Consider the following 14,725-nt stretch of genomic DNA (forward strand, 5'->3'; position numbering starts at 1 on the left):
ATCAATCTTATGGTCGGCGCATCATCGGCGCTGTCGAGCAGATCTTCGGCGCTCGGAATATCCCCGGCAATATCGTCGAGCCCTTCTCCCGCCAGCGCCATATCGCCACTCATATTATGGGCCATGGCGGCGGCAGAGCCGTCCATCGCATAATGCGCGCTGAGCAGCTTCTCGAACGCCGGCCCGTCGACCATCTCGACATCAAAAGGCAACGCCAGATAACGCCGCACCTCCAGCAGGGCCGAGGGATCGGAACCCCCGCGCAGCGCGATCGAGGCACGCTCGCCGTCCATCGACTGCAGCAACACACCGTGATCCCGCGCATAGGTATAGGGTAGGTCGAGCAATGGTGATGGCGAAAGGATTACATCCGCATTATCGGACATCTTTCCGTCCGCAGAGAAATTTGGTCCGCTCACTGAAACATGCTCGGGCATACGCCCACCTGTTGCCTGTCAGAAGTTGGTCGACGCGAGACCGAAGTCTCGGGAAATCCGCCGCGCATCACGATTACCTTCCCACTGCTATCCAGATATGGGATAGGAAAATAATGTGACGACGCAGCGACTCCTTTTTGACAGATAGATTACAACGTGCAGCCTAGAATTTCAGAGCGGCGCTGAACGAAAAAGTGGTTCCATAATCATAACCATTGTTGATGATCACCGAATCGTTCAGCGTTTGCGATTCGGTGTAGCTTTCACCAAAAATGTTCCGTGCCTCGAATTTGAATTCGAATTGCTGACCCAGGATCACCGCCCCCTCGCGCATGATGAAATCGACCTGCAAGCCTGGTTTTTCGATCAGGTCAGGCTGATCCTGCGGACCGCGAGCGGTAGCACGCGGGCTGTTATAGGTCACCAAAATCGTCTGCTGCGAAAGATCGTCGCCCTCTTTTTCCATGCCGAATTGCAAATTGGCGACATGTCGCGACTGACCAGTCAAACGATCACCATCGGTAAACAAGTTGCTAGCGGCGATAGGCAGGAATGTAATCGGACTGATCGCCGTGTCATTGGCACCGACTTTGATCTTTGAGTCCGTAAACGTATAGTTGGCCGCGAGCATCAAGCGGCGTTCTTCCCAGAAGCTGCCACCCAGATCGTAAAGCGGGAAATATTTGACCGCCTCTAATTCAACACCCGTAAGTTGCGCGCTGGGAGCATTGGAAAAGCCTTGGAAAAACGCGCCACCACCTTGAACGAAGGCCACGGATTCGATCGGATTTTTGATGTCCTTGTAGAAGCCGGCGATTGTCAGCCGTTCACCGCGACCGATATAATATTCGTAGCGGGCCTCGATATTGGTTAGCTCACTGTCGGTCAGCAGCGGATTACCAATGAAGGTACGGTCGGTTTCCAGATCGAGAAACTGCTGCGGCGCCAGTTCGCGAAATTGCGGCCGGGCCAGAGTTCGCGATGCAGCAACACGGAACTGCATATCATCGGCAAAATTCCATGTCAGCGTCCCGGCCGGCAGCCAGTAGCTGTTGCTCAGCGTCGTTGCCGGTGTTGGCGCGCCACCGGCGAGCGTGAACGGCGTTACAATCTGATCCGCATCCTCATACCGGACCCCGAGATTCAACCGAAGACCTTCGGCCAATTCGACATCGGTTTGCACATAACCAGCCTGGACCTCGAGCTGTGCGGTGTACCGCGGCACGGAATTCTGGGCACCCACTTCGCGCAATTCGATGTCAAATGCATCAATGACAGCATCCCCGAGCAAGGAATCGATCCGCAACAGGTTGACGCCAAATGGCAAACCATTGGCTGGAACGAAACGGAAATCTCGACGGGAAGCGGAGCGGTCGTTCTTGTAATAATTATATCCACCCGAAACCGTAATCGGCGTAGCAGTGTCCAGTTCATAGCCGAGATCGGCGCCGGCACCATACACATCATCAATAAGATTGCTGAAGCGTATACGGGCTGACTGGCCAGGTGATGTCAGGTCATTAACGAACCGGTTGAGCGGCTGACCACCAGGCGTCTGGGCTTCGAGAAAATAGCTGTATGTGCGTTCATATGGCGCCTCGCGCTGCGAATTCGAATAGCTGCCGCGGAAATCGATCGACAACCGGTCAAACTCAAATTCACCTACCAGCTGCGAACTGAAGAGCTGTCGTTCGAACCAGCTCGTCCTTCCGGTATTGATCGGCTGGTTCGGGTCGACGCTGATTGCATCAATTCCGGCACTGATCGAGGCTTCCTTCACGGTATCGCGGATATATAGATTGGTGAAACGTATCTTGTGCTCACCAATTTCCGCGTTCAGGCCGATCATGCCATTGGCCACCATCCGGTTTTGTGTGGTCAGATACCGGAAGTCTCGGTCAGGCAAAAGACCATCCTGACCATCAATCTGGACGATGCCCTGCGTCTGCTGTTGCAGGCCACCGCGCGTACGCCAACTGTTACTGAGACCAGCGGTAGCAAAAATACCAATAAAGGCGCCGCCGGTGTCTATCGAATGACCACCGGTAATTTCACCGCTAAAATTAGCGGGAATGTCGTGATTTCGTTGAATCAGCGAAGTTTTCGCATTGACCAGACTTTGACCGAGGACCTGCAGGTCTTCGCTGGAAAAGTTCACGCCGTCATTGGCGATCAGGATATTGCGGTCGATTGCGCTTTGCAATTGCGTCGGGATATCACGCAATCCACTATCGAACCCGAACCAGTCATAATCGCTGCCATCATAGGCATAGCCAGTCTTGTTCGTCGTTTCGGTATTGCCGCTAATGCTGGTGCTAATTTCCAGAAAGGATTCATCAACATTGGACTTGGTGGTCAGGTTGATCAGACCACCGCCAAACTCTCCAGGATAATTGGCCGAATAGCTTTTCTGAACGACAGTAGAAGCGATCACGCTCGTTGGGAAAAGATCGAGCGGAACCACGCGGCGCAACGGCTCCGGTGAAGGCAGCGGGTTGCCGTTGAGCAGAGCCAGCGAATATCGCTCGCCGAGCCCTCGCACAAATACAAAACGCCCACCAACTACGCTCAGACCGGTTACCCGACTGAGCGATCCCGCGATATCGCCTTCTGCGGTTCGTGCGATTTCTTCCTGCCCCAGCACCGCCACCACTTCCGGCGTGGCGCGAATGGGATTGGGAATGTACCGGCCCCGCACGATGATTTCTCCGCTGAACCCTCCGGGCGCGGAAATATCTACATCTTCATCCGCTTGATCCTGCGCAGGCTCGTCGATGGTTGGTTCTTCTGGTCCACCGTCTTCATCGGACTTCACAGTCTCGGCAGTCGGCGCAGTCTGTGCCAGTGCAGCCGGCGAAATTAGTCCAGAGGTAAGGAGAATGGCTGAAATATACGAGGCCCGCTTGGTCATAGGAACCAGTCCTTGATTAAATTAACAAAAGGGGATGGCGGACAAAAGCCGCCATCCCGCTGTTCAAACTTCAGTATTAACCGATGACCGGCGCATCGGTACAAGCAGGGTCGACAGCATAGAGACCGCAAGTCCAACCCATGAACCGCGCGTCATTGGCATCTTTGACCGCACCGATATAGCTAACATCTTCAAACCATGCGTCTGCGCCGCTGGCCGCAAATGGCGTCACGCCATTTTCATTGGCGCCATTGATGAACGCCAGTGGCCAAGCACCAGCTGCCAATGTCGAAGTGCCGTTCGCAGTGTTGTTCGATCCGGCATTGAAGATGGTCTGGATAACCGCAACGGTGATATTGCCATCATCCTTGAAAGCCGTCCCGCAGCTCAGGAAGGTTGATTCGAAGATCGGCGGTCCGTTTTCGTCTGCTGCTGCACCGGCAGCCTGAACGATAGCGGCACCATCAAGATTGATACACTGATCCGGGCCGCTCATTACGGCGTTATAGAATTCAAAGTCGGCGCCGCCACGCAGGTGGAGCACTTCATCACCGCCGTTTGATACGAAAGTGACGTTGGCCAGCTTGTGACGCTGACGCGGTTCGGCATCTTCATCACCATTGGAATCACCTTCGACGATCTTGTCGCCACCGTTGGGGCGCTGCACCGCAAGGACGAACTGGTTCGCCCCCTGGAAACCAGAGTCGGAGTCAACCGAGTCATCGTCAATTCCGGTCATCACCAGGTTTTTGCCATTTACCCGGCCACCAAACCATTCCACGCCATCGTCAGAACTGTTGTGGACTTGAATGTTCTGGAAAAAAGTGCCGCTGCCTATACCAGCCATTGTGATGCCATTGAGCTCATTGCCTGGCGACACTTCGAAACCGGGATAACGAACCTGCACATAAGAAAGACGGCCACTCGAATCGGCTGGCAGTGTGCCACCGTAAACCGCGTTGGAAGGACCTTCCACGATAGCATCACAATCGGTGCGCGCACCGCCGGGGTTGGACGCACTGCCGGTTGCACAATCAGAGATGGGAGCACGACCCAGGATAACAATTCCGCCCCACTGGCCGATGCTGTCCACACCGGATGTGCCAAGAACATTCTGGCGCGAGGTAAAGATGATCGGCTTGGAAGCCGTGCCTTCAGCAAAAATTTGAGACCCGCGATTGACCAGCAGGAAGTCACCACCGGAAGATCCGAAAATGGTAACGCCGGGCTCGATTGTCAGGATACCGGAAGTCCCGCCGTCAATCCCGACTTCAACTGCTCCTGACAAGGAATATACCGTGTTCTCGGTGTCGGGCCGTTTGGGCAGAATCAGATTTCCCTGAATGACACCGGAAACCTGACAGTTACGAGCCATTTCACCGCTACCGGTTGTAATCGTTCCAACATTTGCGGTGCCCACCGGACAATCAGTGGCCGGCGTTCCTGGAGGGGTTGGCGTAGGGGTAGGTGCCGGAGATGGAGCAGGGGTAGAATTGTTGTTAATCGTAACATTGCCGCCCTCACCGGGCGAAGCAACATCGTCAGCACCACAAGCGGTTACTGCCAAGGCTGCAACACCAGCAAAGAGAACGGAACGGGTTTGCTTATTCAACATGGGATTAGTCTCCGCAAAAATAACAGGTTTGATACGTTCGAATCAAACGATGCGGAATCGAATCAGAAGCTCCCCATCGCCCTCAGCGAAGGGCTCTAGGGATGGGAGGTGACCCTGCGATGCACTTTGCATGACTCTTTGGCGACACAAATATTACGGATATTTTGCATTACTGCCGGCAACCGCGGATAAGCCCAAATTATACGCCTATCGCACGAAGAAACAGATCAAAATGCACAAAAAAGGCAGCCCGAAAAAGGGCCGCCTTTTGCATTATATATAATGGCGCGAAAATTTCCGCCGATATATTGCTCCGTTACCGAACGGCAAGCTGACTGTTCAAATTCTGCAATGCCTGATCGGCAGCATCCCGGGAATTGACCACGGTGCCGTTGGACAGAACCAGATCAAAATTGCGGTCGCTTTGCATAGCAGCCATAAACATCCGCGCGGCGTCCCCCGTACGGCCCATGCGCACATAGACCTGACCAAGATTGATCAAGCGTGCAGGATCATTCGCATCTACTTTTTCCGCCATCTCCAACTGCTGGAGTGCGATCTCATTGTCGCCAGCAACAAGAGCATCATAGCCCAAGGCACCCTTGGCATAACCAATTTCACCTGATTCTTGTGCGATAGCGGGCGCACCCATCAGCATCATTCCGGCTGCGATTCCGATTATTTTAGCGGTTTTCATAGCATCTTCTCCTAATCCGATATGACTTTGTTACACTTATATGACAGTCAATGCAACATAACTGTAATATTAATGTCAAATATCTGTAGGATAAGAAATATTTCTATGTTTTTCAGTGCGTTGAATCGCCGGCTTCTAATATCGAAAAACGGGGAAGACGCCATCGCCCCGCGCCGGTCAACGGCGCAGCGCATCATAGCTGCGCTTGCATAAGGGATGGAGCAATATCTGGAGGCCCGAGCCGGAATCGAACCGGCGTACACGGATTTGCAATCCGCTGCGTCACCACTCCGCCATCGGGCCGAAGAGAGGGCGCGAATTGCTTCTCTTTGCCCGGAAAGTCAACCCAAACTTACGTCCGCTGTTTCTGATACCAAAAATTATGCGAAAGCCCCCCCGATTGTCGCGCAAAAGACGCAGTCGGTATAAATTCACCGGAATCCATCTTGGCGCGGATGCCAAGGCGGGCTAGAAGCGTCGAAATTTCATCCATAGTGTATTGTGTAAATAATACAGACATGGCATGGACGATGGAACATTCATTGCGAGGATTGACGTTTGGGCCAGGAAAATTTCAAAGAGATGCGCAAAGCTATGGTCGTCAGCCAATTGCGTACAACCGAAGTCAGCGATCCACGCGTCATCGCGGCCATGAGCCACATTGCTCGCGAAGATTTCGTGCCAGCAACCCATCGCAGTTTCGCATATGCTGACCGCGGCGTACAGATCGGCGAAGGACGGTCCTTGAATCCGCCCCTCACCACCGGCCGGCTGCTGAACGTGGCGCATGTGACGAATGATGAAAAGGTGCTGCTGATCGGTGCGGCTACCGGCTATACAGCAGCCGTACTCGCTCAGCTTACAAACTCGGTCACCGCTATCGAACAAAATGCGAAGCTGGCCACCATTGCGAAAAAAAATCTAACAGACTTTTCCGCAATCAAAGTCGAAACAGGAAATCATGCAGCAGGCTGGGCCCAATCGGCTCCTTATTCCGTGATCGTGATCGACGGCGTTGTGGAGCAGATTCCCCAAACCTTGATTGATCAGCTTGCGCCAGATGGACGAATTGTGGCTGCGATAATGGACGAAGGGGTATCGCGTCTTGCGTTAGGCCGAAAAGCAGGAAATCACGTCGGCTATCAATATTTCGCCGATTGCGGAGCATGTCCCTTGCCCGGCTTTGAAAAAGTAAAAAGCTTCAGCTTTTAAGGCGTCCGGGAGAATGATGAAATGAGTAGAAGCGGCCTTTATATCGGAACAGCGATTCTAGCGGCACTATCTGCGCCGGTACAAGCCGACACCCTGCGTAACGCTTTAATAGCGGCTTATCAGACCAATCCAACGCTATCTGGCGCCCGCGCGGCGCAGCGGGCAACCGATGAAACCGTCGCTATCGCCAAAGCCGACGGACGCCCCAGTGCCACCAGCGATTTTGGTTTTCAGGAAAATTTTCTGCGTAGTGCCAATAGCTTCACGGCGCCGTTGCGCCAGTCCACAGCAGGTGGGTCGATAGAAGTTCCAATCTATTCTGGCGGTGCCGTCAAAAATGCTGTCCGTGCCGCCAGAACCCGAGTGGAAGCCGGCCAGCTTGACCTCCGCGCGACCGAAGCAAGTATCTTCAGCAATGTTGTCGCCACTTATATGGATGTCATTCGCGATTCGGCGATCGTCAAACTGAACCGGGCCAACGTCGGCGTTCTCTCCGTCAATCTGGACGCGACCAGCGACCGGTTTGAAATCGGCGACTTGACCCGCACCGACGTTGCACAATCCGAATCCCGGCTGGAAGTGGCGAAAGGCGATCTGGAAACCGCGCGAGCGAGCCTGATCCGCAGCAAGGAAATTTATATTGCGCTGGTCGGCCACGAACCCGGCGATCTAGAGCCGCCTCCACCCTTGCCAAATTTGCCGGCAACACCCGATCAGGCGGTTGATATCGCGCTGACCTACAACCCCGACTTGCTCGCGGCGAAAGAGCGGAGTCAGGCGGCTGAATTTGATATAAAAGCAGCCCGCGCCGGCAACAAACCGCGGGTGTCCACATACGCCCAAGGGCGCTATTTAAATTACCATGGTACGCTTGGCGGCAATATCGCTGGCACAACTTTCGTACAGGAACAGTCTACGGCCGAAGTCGGAGTCCGGGCAACCATGCCGATTTACCAGGGTGGTCGGCCGGCCGCGCGAATTCGGCAGGCTCAGGCGCGCTCTGGCCAAGCCTATGAGCAACTGATCGCCATCGAGCGTGATGTGATCTCGCAGACCCGCGCAGCCTATTCCAGCTGGCGCGCATCGGAGCGGGTTATCCAGTCTTCGGATCGGGCCGTGGCTGCCGCGAGCCTGTCACTGGAGGGTGTGCGCGCGGAAAATTCCGTCGGCAACCGGACCATTTTGGACATTTTGAACGCCGAACAGGAATTGCTCAACGCTCAGGTCCAGTTGGTGACGGCACGCCGCAACAGCTATGTCGCGGGTTTTTCCCTGCTCGCCGCTATGGGTCGGGCAGAAGCGCGTGATCTGGGCCTGGAAGGTGGTCCCCTTTATGATCCCGATGTCAATTACGAACGGGTCGATGATATGTTCTATGACTATCAGAGCGATCCAAATCCTGAGCCCCAGGCCACTAGAACCGTTGACACCCCGGCGCAAAAAGCAGACATAGAGCCCTTGCCGGAGGTTCCGACGCGCCGATAGGTTTAACGGCGTCGATCCACTCGGGGAGTTGGGGCGCAAGTTTTAGGGGTTTCGCATATGGCTGAGCAGAACAGGGAATCATCGATGGAGGAAATCCTCTCTTCGATCAAACGTATCATCGCAGAAGACAAAGAGATTGATGAGGAGCGCTCCCAGCCACGCCGCAAAGCCGCGCTAAAGCCGGCTTTGCAGGCCGTCCCGGATTTTGCCCCTGCCGACCAGAATGAAGAAGTCCTCGAACTGACCAACGAACTGTCGGACCATGAAAATCCATCAGCCAAGGGCGTGTTTGGAGACCGCCGCAAGGAAGAACGGCTGATTGATGACAACAAGCTCGATAGCATGCGCCAATCGCTCTCCGTGCTGGTCGAGAAAGAAGCGATCGAGCGCCATGCCCCGCGGCGCCAACAAGGCGGCACGTCGTTGGAAGATATGACCCGCGAACTGATGCGACCAATGATCAAACAATGGCTGGACGAAAATCTGCCGGACCTCGTCGAAGAGTTGGTCGCGCGCGAAATTCATCGATTGAGCGACAAATAGGCTTGCAGACCTAATCCCAATTGCCTTGTCGGACAGCCGTGCTAGACCGTTGGTCATGACAAATTTTTCCAAAGCACTTACCGCCGTTCTGCTCCTGACCAGCGCGGCATTAACGCCCACACTTGCTTCAGCAAGGCCAATGACAGCGGAGGATCTCGCCACGCTAAAGCGGATGGGTTCGGTAACCGTTTCTCCGGATGAAAAATGGGCGGCCTATGATGTCACCGAAACCGATCCCGAAAGCTACGAACGGTCCAGCGCATTATATATACTTGACGTTAACACAACCAATGCGATTCCTGTTCGGATTGCCGATCAGGCAGGTAAAAGCGAACATAGCCCGGCGTTCGCACCGGATGGCAGTCTCTATTATCTCAGCGACGCCAGCGGTTCGGACCAGCTTTGGCACATCGATATTGCTACGGGCGATGCGGTTGGTCAACCGGTTCAAGCAAGTGCATTGAAAGCCGATATTGCTGGGTTCAAACTTTCCCAGACTGGCGGAAAAATCGCGCTTTGGGGCGATATTGCCAGAGATTGCCCGACCTTCGGCTGTGACAAGAGCGGGAACAAAGCCGAGCCCGGCCCTGGAACCGGTCGGGAATATGATGAGCTTTTCATCCGCCACTGGTCGAGCTGGGAAACACCGGGCAATTACAGCCGGATATTTTCCTTTGATCTGAAAGACGGGAAAGTCGCAGGCGAAGGTGTAGCACTGGATGGGGATCTGATCGGCGACAGTCCCTCCAAACCTTTTGGTGGCGGTGAGGAAGTCACATGGGTGCCGGGAGAAGACGGTGTCTTCTTTACGCTCAGAATTGCTGACCGGAATGAACCCAGTTCCACCAATCTCGATATTTACGGCGCCAAGGCGGATGGCACGGAAACCGTCAACTTCACCGGCCAGAACAAGGCTACCGATACGCTTCCGGCCTTTTCATCAAACGGTGATTGGCTGGCTTGGGCGGCGATGGATCGGCCGGGCTATGAAGCTGATCGTCTGGTAGTCAAACTGCGCAAACAAGGCAGCGGTGAAGACGAGGCCATTGCGCTGACCCAGGATTGGGACCGCTCGGTCGGCTCAATCGTCTGGACCCCCGACGATAAGGGCCTGATCGTGACCGCGCAGGAGGTGCTCGATCATCCTGCCTTTCACGTAGACATAGCAACCGGCCAAGTTACTCGCCTAACCGGCGCCGGCAATGTTGGCGCGACCATTCCGCTGCAGGACGGCTCGCTTATTTATACGATGAACAGCTTGCAACTCCCCACCGATCTATATCGCCGCGCGGCGGACGGAACCGTTACTCAACTCACAAATATCAACGGACAGGAACTGGCCGAGATCGACGCTGTGGACATCGAGCGTTTTGAATTTACCGGCGCGGAAGGCGATCCGGTATGGGGCCAGATTATCAAGCCGCAGGGTGCTACAGGCAAGCTGCCGATGGCATTTCTGGTCCACGGTGGACCGCAGGGCAGTTTCGGCAATAGCTGGTCCACCCGCTGGAACCCGAAGGTGATGGCAGCGCAAAACTATGCGGTGGTTACGATCGATTTCCATGGCTCCACTGGCTACGGACAAAAATTCACTGACAGCATTAATCAGGACTGGGGCGGCAAGCCGCTCAAGGATCTGAAGCTGGGCTATGCGGCGGCAGTGAAAACCGATCCGCAAATCGACGGCGAGCGTTCCTGCGCCCTGGGTGGATCCTATGGCGGCTATATGATGAACTGGATTGCAGGCAATTGGGCGGACCGGTTCGACTGCCTCGTTAATCATGCCGGTGTTTTCGATTTGCGGGCGATGGCGCTCAGCACCGAGGAGCTGTGGTTCGACCAATGGGATCATGGCGGCCCCTGGTGGTCGCGGCCCAATCCGGAAAAATGGAATCCGGTCAACAAGATCGCCAACTGGCAAACGCCAACGTTGTTCATCCACGGCGAGAAGGATTTTCGCATTCCCTATACCCAGTCGATCATGCCGTTCACCGTCGCGCAGGAAATGGACATCCCCTCCAAATTGCTGATCTATCCGGATGAGAATCACTGGGTGCTCAAAGGCAAGAACAGTGTGCAGTGGTACGGAACGGTGTTCGGCTGGATGAACAAGTGGACAGCGGAAGAAGGTCTGGAGGGAAAAGACTGATGGTCTGGTTCCCGACCGAGGATCGCGATGGCACGATCATCGTCACACTGACCAATTCTGAGCGCAATACGCTCCAACCGGCGTTGCTGGAAGAAGGCATTGCAGTCTTTCGGGCATTGGCGGAGAACCGGCCAGAGGGGGGTATTGTCCTGACTGGTGCCGGCGAACATTTTACCTGCGGCATGGATACGAAAGTGGCCGCCTCGCTGGACAGAGCGGGCCAGAAACAGGCTGCCGCCGCGATTGATGCCTTTGCCGCGGCTCTGCACCGCCTGCCCTGCGCCTTTGTGGTAGCGCTGAACGGCAATGCTATTGGTGCAGGTGGCATCATGGCACTCGCTGCGGACTGGATCGTCGCGGCACAAGGCAACTACAAAATTGGTCTGCCCGAAGCCAAGGCAGGCCTGCCTTTTCCTCCTATACCGCAAGCGATTCTGGACCACTGGCTGGACCCGGTCTGGCGACGCCGACTAGCCCTCTCATCGCATTTACTGACCCCCGCAGAAGCGCTGACGGCCGGACTAGCCGACGAGCTTTGCATGCCGGACGAACTGCTCGATTACGCCGTTGCACGCGCGAAGGAGTTGAACGGTCAGCGCGGTTTTGCCGCCTGCAAGCGACAATTGCGGGCAAAGGCCAATGCGGAGATTGATGCTATCTTGGGTGCATGATCCCTCCTCACAAGGAATATCTTGTCGATATAATCGTGTTCCGCACTTGATACGGAGCTCCTGGCCGCTGGTATCGCGCTGCGCGGGGCCCCGCATCCGGTGCGGAGCACAACACGGCTTGAACCTGACCCAAAGCAATGCCAAAGGCTCACCATGACCTTAGACAAAAATTTCGATCCTGCCGCCATCGAGGCTCGCTGGTATGAGCATTGGGAAAGCAAGGGCCTTTTCCGGCCCGAACGCGACGACCGCGAACCGTTCACGATCGTCAATCCGCCGCCCAATGTTACGGGCAGCCTGCATATCGGCCATGCGCTGGACAACACGCTGCAGGATATCATCATCCGGCACGAGCGGCTGAAGGGCAAGGATGCGCTGTGGGTCGTCGGCATGGATCACGCCGGCATCGCTACCCAGATGGTGGTCGAACGGCAAATGAACGAGCGCCAGCAGAAGCGCACCGACTTCACGCGAGAGGAGTTCGTCGCAAAAGTCTGGGAATGGAAAGAGGAAAGTGGCGGCTCGATCACTCGGCAGCTGCGCCGACTGGGCTGTTCGATGGACTGGTCCAACGAACGATTCACCATGGACGAGGGCATGAACGAAGCCGTGCTCAAGGTCTTTGTCGATCTTTACAATGACGGCCTGATCTACCGCGACAAGAGGCTGGTCAACTGGGACCCGGCGCTGAAGACCGCGATCTCCGATCTGGAAGTCGAGACGGTCGATACCAAAGGAAGTTTCTGGCATTTCAAATATCCGCTGGCCGACGGCGTGACGCTGGATGACGGACGGGACTATATCGAGGTCGCAACAACCCGGCCGGAAACGATGCTGGCCGATATGGCGGTCGCCGTCCATCCAAGCGACGAGCGGTACAAAAGCGTTATCGGCAAGGAAATCGAGCAGCCAATCACCGGACGCCGCTTCAAGATAGTCGCCGACGAACATGCCGATCCGGAACTGGGTAGCGGTGCGGTAAAAATCACGCCGGGCCATGATTTCAACGATTTCGAGGTGGGTAAACGCGCTGGTTTTGCAGCGGGCGAGATGCTCAACATGCTCGATGGCGAAGCCAATGTCTGCCAGACCGCCGACGGGCTGGTGCCGGATGAATATCTCGGGCTGCATCGCTTCAAGAAAGACGGCGCCAACGGCGCGCGCGAACTGGTCGTCCAGCGGATGAAGGAACTCGGCTTCCTGATCCCGCATATGTCAAAAAACAAGGATGGTGAAGAAACCGAGCATGATGCCGAACCGCGGACCATTGCGACGCCTTTTGGCGATCGCGGCGGCGTGGTGATCGAGCCATGGCTGACCGATCAATGGTATGTCGATGCCGAAACCTTGGCTCAGCCCGCAATCAAGGCGGTGCGCGATGGCGCTATCGAGATTGTCCCGAAAAGCTGGGAAAAAACATATTTCAACTGGATGGAGAATATCCAGCCATGGTGTGTGTCACGCCAGCTGTGGTGGGGGCACCGAATTCCGGCCTGGCATGGGCCGAGCATAGAAGCAATCGATGGCTTGGATACAACATCGCCAGAAAAGGCGTTCGTTGCAAACACTGCTGAAGATGCTTTGGTACAAGCAAAAGAGTATTATTCAAAAGCTGACCAGAGCCGTAGAAAAATTTGGGTCGATATTGACGAATTGCCAGAAACGTGGATCAGGCAAAGTGAAGGATTGGGGATCCGGTTGCAGCGCGACCCCGACGTCCTCGACACCTGGTTCTCTTCCGCGCTCTGGCCTTTCGGCACCCTCGGCTGGCCGGAACAGACCAAGGACCTCGAGCGCCATTACCCCAATGATCTGCTGATCTCCGGCTTTGACATCCTATTCTTCTGGGACGCGCGGATGGCGATGCAGGGTATCCAGTTCATGAAGGACGTTCCGTGGAAGCGGCTCTATCTGCACGGACTGGTGCGCGCTGAAGATGGCTCCAAAATGTCCAAATCCAAAGGCAATGTCGTCGATCCGCTTGGCCTGATCGACCAATATGGCGCCGATGCATTGCGCTTCTTCATGGCGGCGATGGAAAGCCAGGGCCGCGACATCAAGATGGATGACAAAAGGGTCGAGGGTTATCGGAATTTTGCCACCAAGCTCTGGAATGCCTCCCGCTTCTGTGAAGTCAATGGCATTGGTGCGAGCAAAACGCTCGCTGCGCCCGAAGCCGCCCTGCCGGTCAACCGCTGGATCATTTCTGAAGTCGTGGAAACCCGGCAGGCGCTCGACAAGGCGCTCACCGACCTGCGCTTTGATGCCGCGGCCAACACTATCTATCATTTCACCTGGGACCGGTTCTGCGACTGGTATCTGGAACTGATCAAACCGGTACTTCAGGGCGAAGATGTAGGCGCAGCCGATGAAACCCGGACCGTCGCTGGTTGGGTGCTCGACCAGATCATCGTCATGCTCCACCCGTTCATGCCCTTCATTACCGAAGAGCTATGGCACAGCATGGGCGAAAGAAATTATGACCTGATCGTTGCCAAATGGCCGCAACCGAAGGCAAAAATCGATTCAGAAGCGAAAGCGGAAATCGATTGGCTCATCAAATTGATATCCGAAGTGCGTTCGACAAAGGTCGAACTGAATATCGCGCCCGGAACCAGAATGTCCGCCCATATTGGCGATGCCAGCGGAAAACTTCAGGAACAGATTGCCCGCCAAGGAGCAGCGCTGGATCGTGTCGGACGGCTCGAAACAATTTCGTTTGATCCGGCACCCGAAGGCGCATCGGCACAAATTGTTGTCGAAGGCGCGACCTATGTTTTACCGCTCGCGGGAGCCATCGACATTGATGCCGAAAAAGCACGTCTGGGCAAGGCACTGGAAGCTTCGCAAAAGGAAGCCAAATCGCTTTCAGGTCGGCTTGGCAACCCGAATTTTGTCGAGAAAGCCAAACCCGAAGCGGTCGAAAAAGCCCGTGCCGATCTGGCCGAGAAAGAAGCAGAATCAGAGCGGTTACAAGCGGCCTTGTCGCGCTTGGGCTAGCCGAC

General features: G+C 55.4%; 9 protein-coding genes, 1 tRNA gene and 1 pseudogene. 6 read left to right on the forward strand and 5 right to left on the reverse strand.

The genetic code is table 11. The features are described from left to right. The 5 genes and pseudogenes from ACN0WX_RS00005 to ACN0WX_RS00025 form a co-directional block, all read right to left on the reverse strand. Window positions 1–386 (reverse strand): annotated as a pseudogene (locus ACN0WX_RS00005) (type II secretion system protein GspE); the annotation flags it as partial. 214 nt (window positions 387–600) lie between these two features. Continuing rightward, window positions 601–3,348, reverse strand: coding sequence for a TonB-dependent receptor domain-containing protein (locus tag ACN0WX_RS00010; protein WP_417620134.1), 2,748 nt, complete (start codon window positions 3,346–3,348; stop codon window positions 601–603). A 76-nt stretch (window positions 3,349–3,424) separates the two neighbouring features. Further along, window positions 3,425–4,963 (reverse strand): hypothetical protein, encoded by a 1,539-nt coding sequence (locus tag ACN0WX_RS00015; RefSeq protein WP_417620136.1) that lies wholly within the window; start codon window positions 4,961–4,963, stop codon window positions 3,425–3,427. 316 nt (window positions 4,964–5,279) lie between these two features. Then, entirely contained in the window at window positions 5,280–5,660 is a 381-nt protein-coding gene (locus ACN0WX_RS00020; RefSeq protein WP_417620138.1) for a tetratricopeptide repeat protein, read from the reverse strand. A 229-nt stretch (window positions 5,661–5,889) separates the two neighbouring features. Beyond that, window positions 5,890–5,963, reverse strand: a tRNA-Cys gene (locus ACN0WX_RS00025). Between the two features lie 255 nt (window positions 5,964–6,218). Between ACN0WX_RS00025 and ACN0WX_RS00030 the strand changes: the two genes are divergently transcribed. The 6 genes from ACN0WX_RS00030 (at window position 6,219) to ACN0WX_RS00055 (ending at window position 14,720) form a co-directional block, all read left to right on the forward strand. Next, window positions 6,219–6,872 carry a protein-L-isoaspartate O-methyltransferase family protein gene (locus ACN0WX_RS00030; RefSeq protein WP_417620140.1) on the forward strand — a complete coding sequence of 218 codons (654 nt, stop codon included), beginning with the start codon at window positions 6,219–6,221 and terminating at the stop codon, window positions 6,870–6,872. 21 nt (window positions 6,873–6,893) lie between these two features. Then, entirely contained in the window at window positions 6,894–8,357 is a 1,464-nt protein-coding gene (locus tag ACN0WX_RS00035; protein ID WP_417620142.1) for a TolC family outer membrane protein, read from the forward strand. Window positions 8,358–8,414: 57 nt separating this feature from the next. Further along, window positions 8,415–8,900 carry a DUF2497 domain-containing protein gene (locus tag ACN0WX_RS00040; RefSeq protein WP_417620144.1) on the forward strand — a complete coding sequence of 162 codons (486 nt, stop codon included), beginning with the start codon at window positions 8,415–8,417 and terminating at the stop codon, window positions 8,898–8,900. A 55-nt stretch (window positions 8,901–8,955) separates the two neighbouring features. Continuing rightward, the gene (locus ACN0WX_RS00045; protein ID WP_417620146.1) at window positions 8,956–11,049 is read left to right on the forward strand and encodes a prolyl oligopeptidase family serine peptidase; all 2,094 of its coding nucleotides are present in this window, start codon (window positions 8,956–8,958) and stop codon (window positions 11,047–11,049) included. After that, window positions 11,049–11,720, forward strand: a complete 672-nt coding sequence (locus tag ACN0WX_RS00050; protein WP_417620148.1) for an enoyl-CoA hydratase/isomerase family protein — start codon at window positions 11,049–11,051, stop codon at window positions 11,718–11,720. Before ACN0WX_RS00045 ends, ACN0WX_RS00050 begins: the two co-directional genes overlap by 1 nt. Window positions 11,721–11,873: 153 nt before the next feature. Continuing rightward, window positions 11,874–14,720: a valine--tRNA ligase gene (locus ACN0WX_RS00055; RefSeq protein WP_417620150.1), complete on the forward strand. Its 2,847-nt coding sequence runs from the start codon at window positions 11,874–11,876 to the stop codon at window positions 14,718–14,720. Window positions 14,721–14,725: the final 5 nt, after the last annotated feature.

The organism is Parasphingorhabdus sp., assembly GCF_048269915.1.
Lineage (GTDB): Bacteria > Pseudomonadota > Alphaproteobacteria > Sphingomonadales > Sphingomonadaceae > Parasphingorhabdus.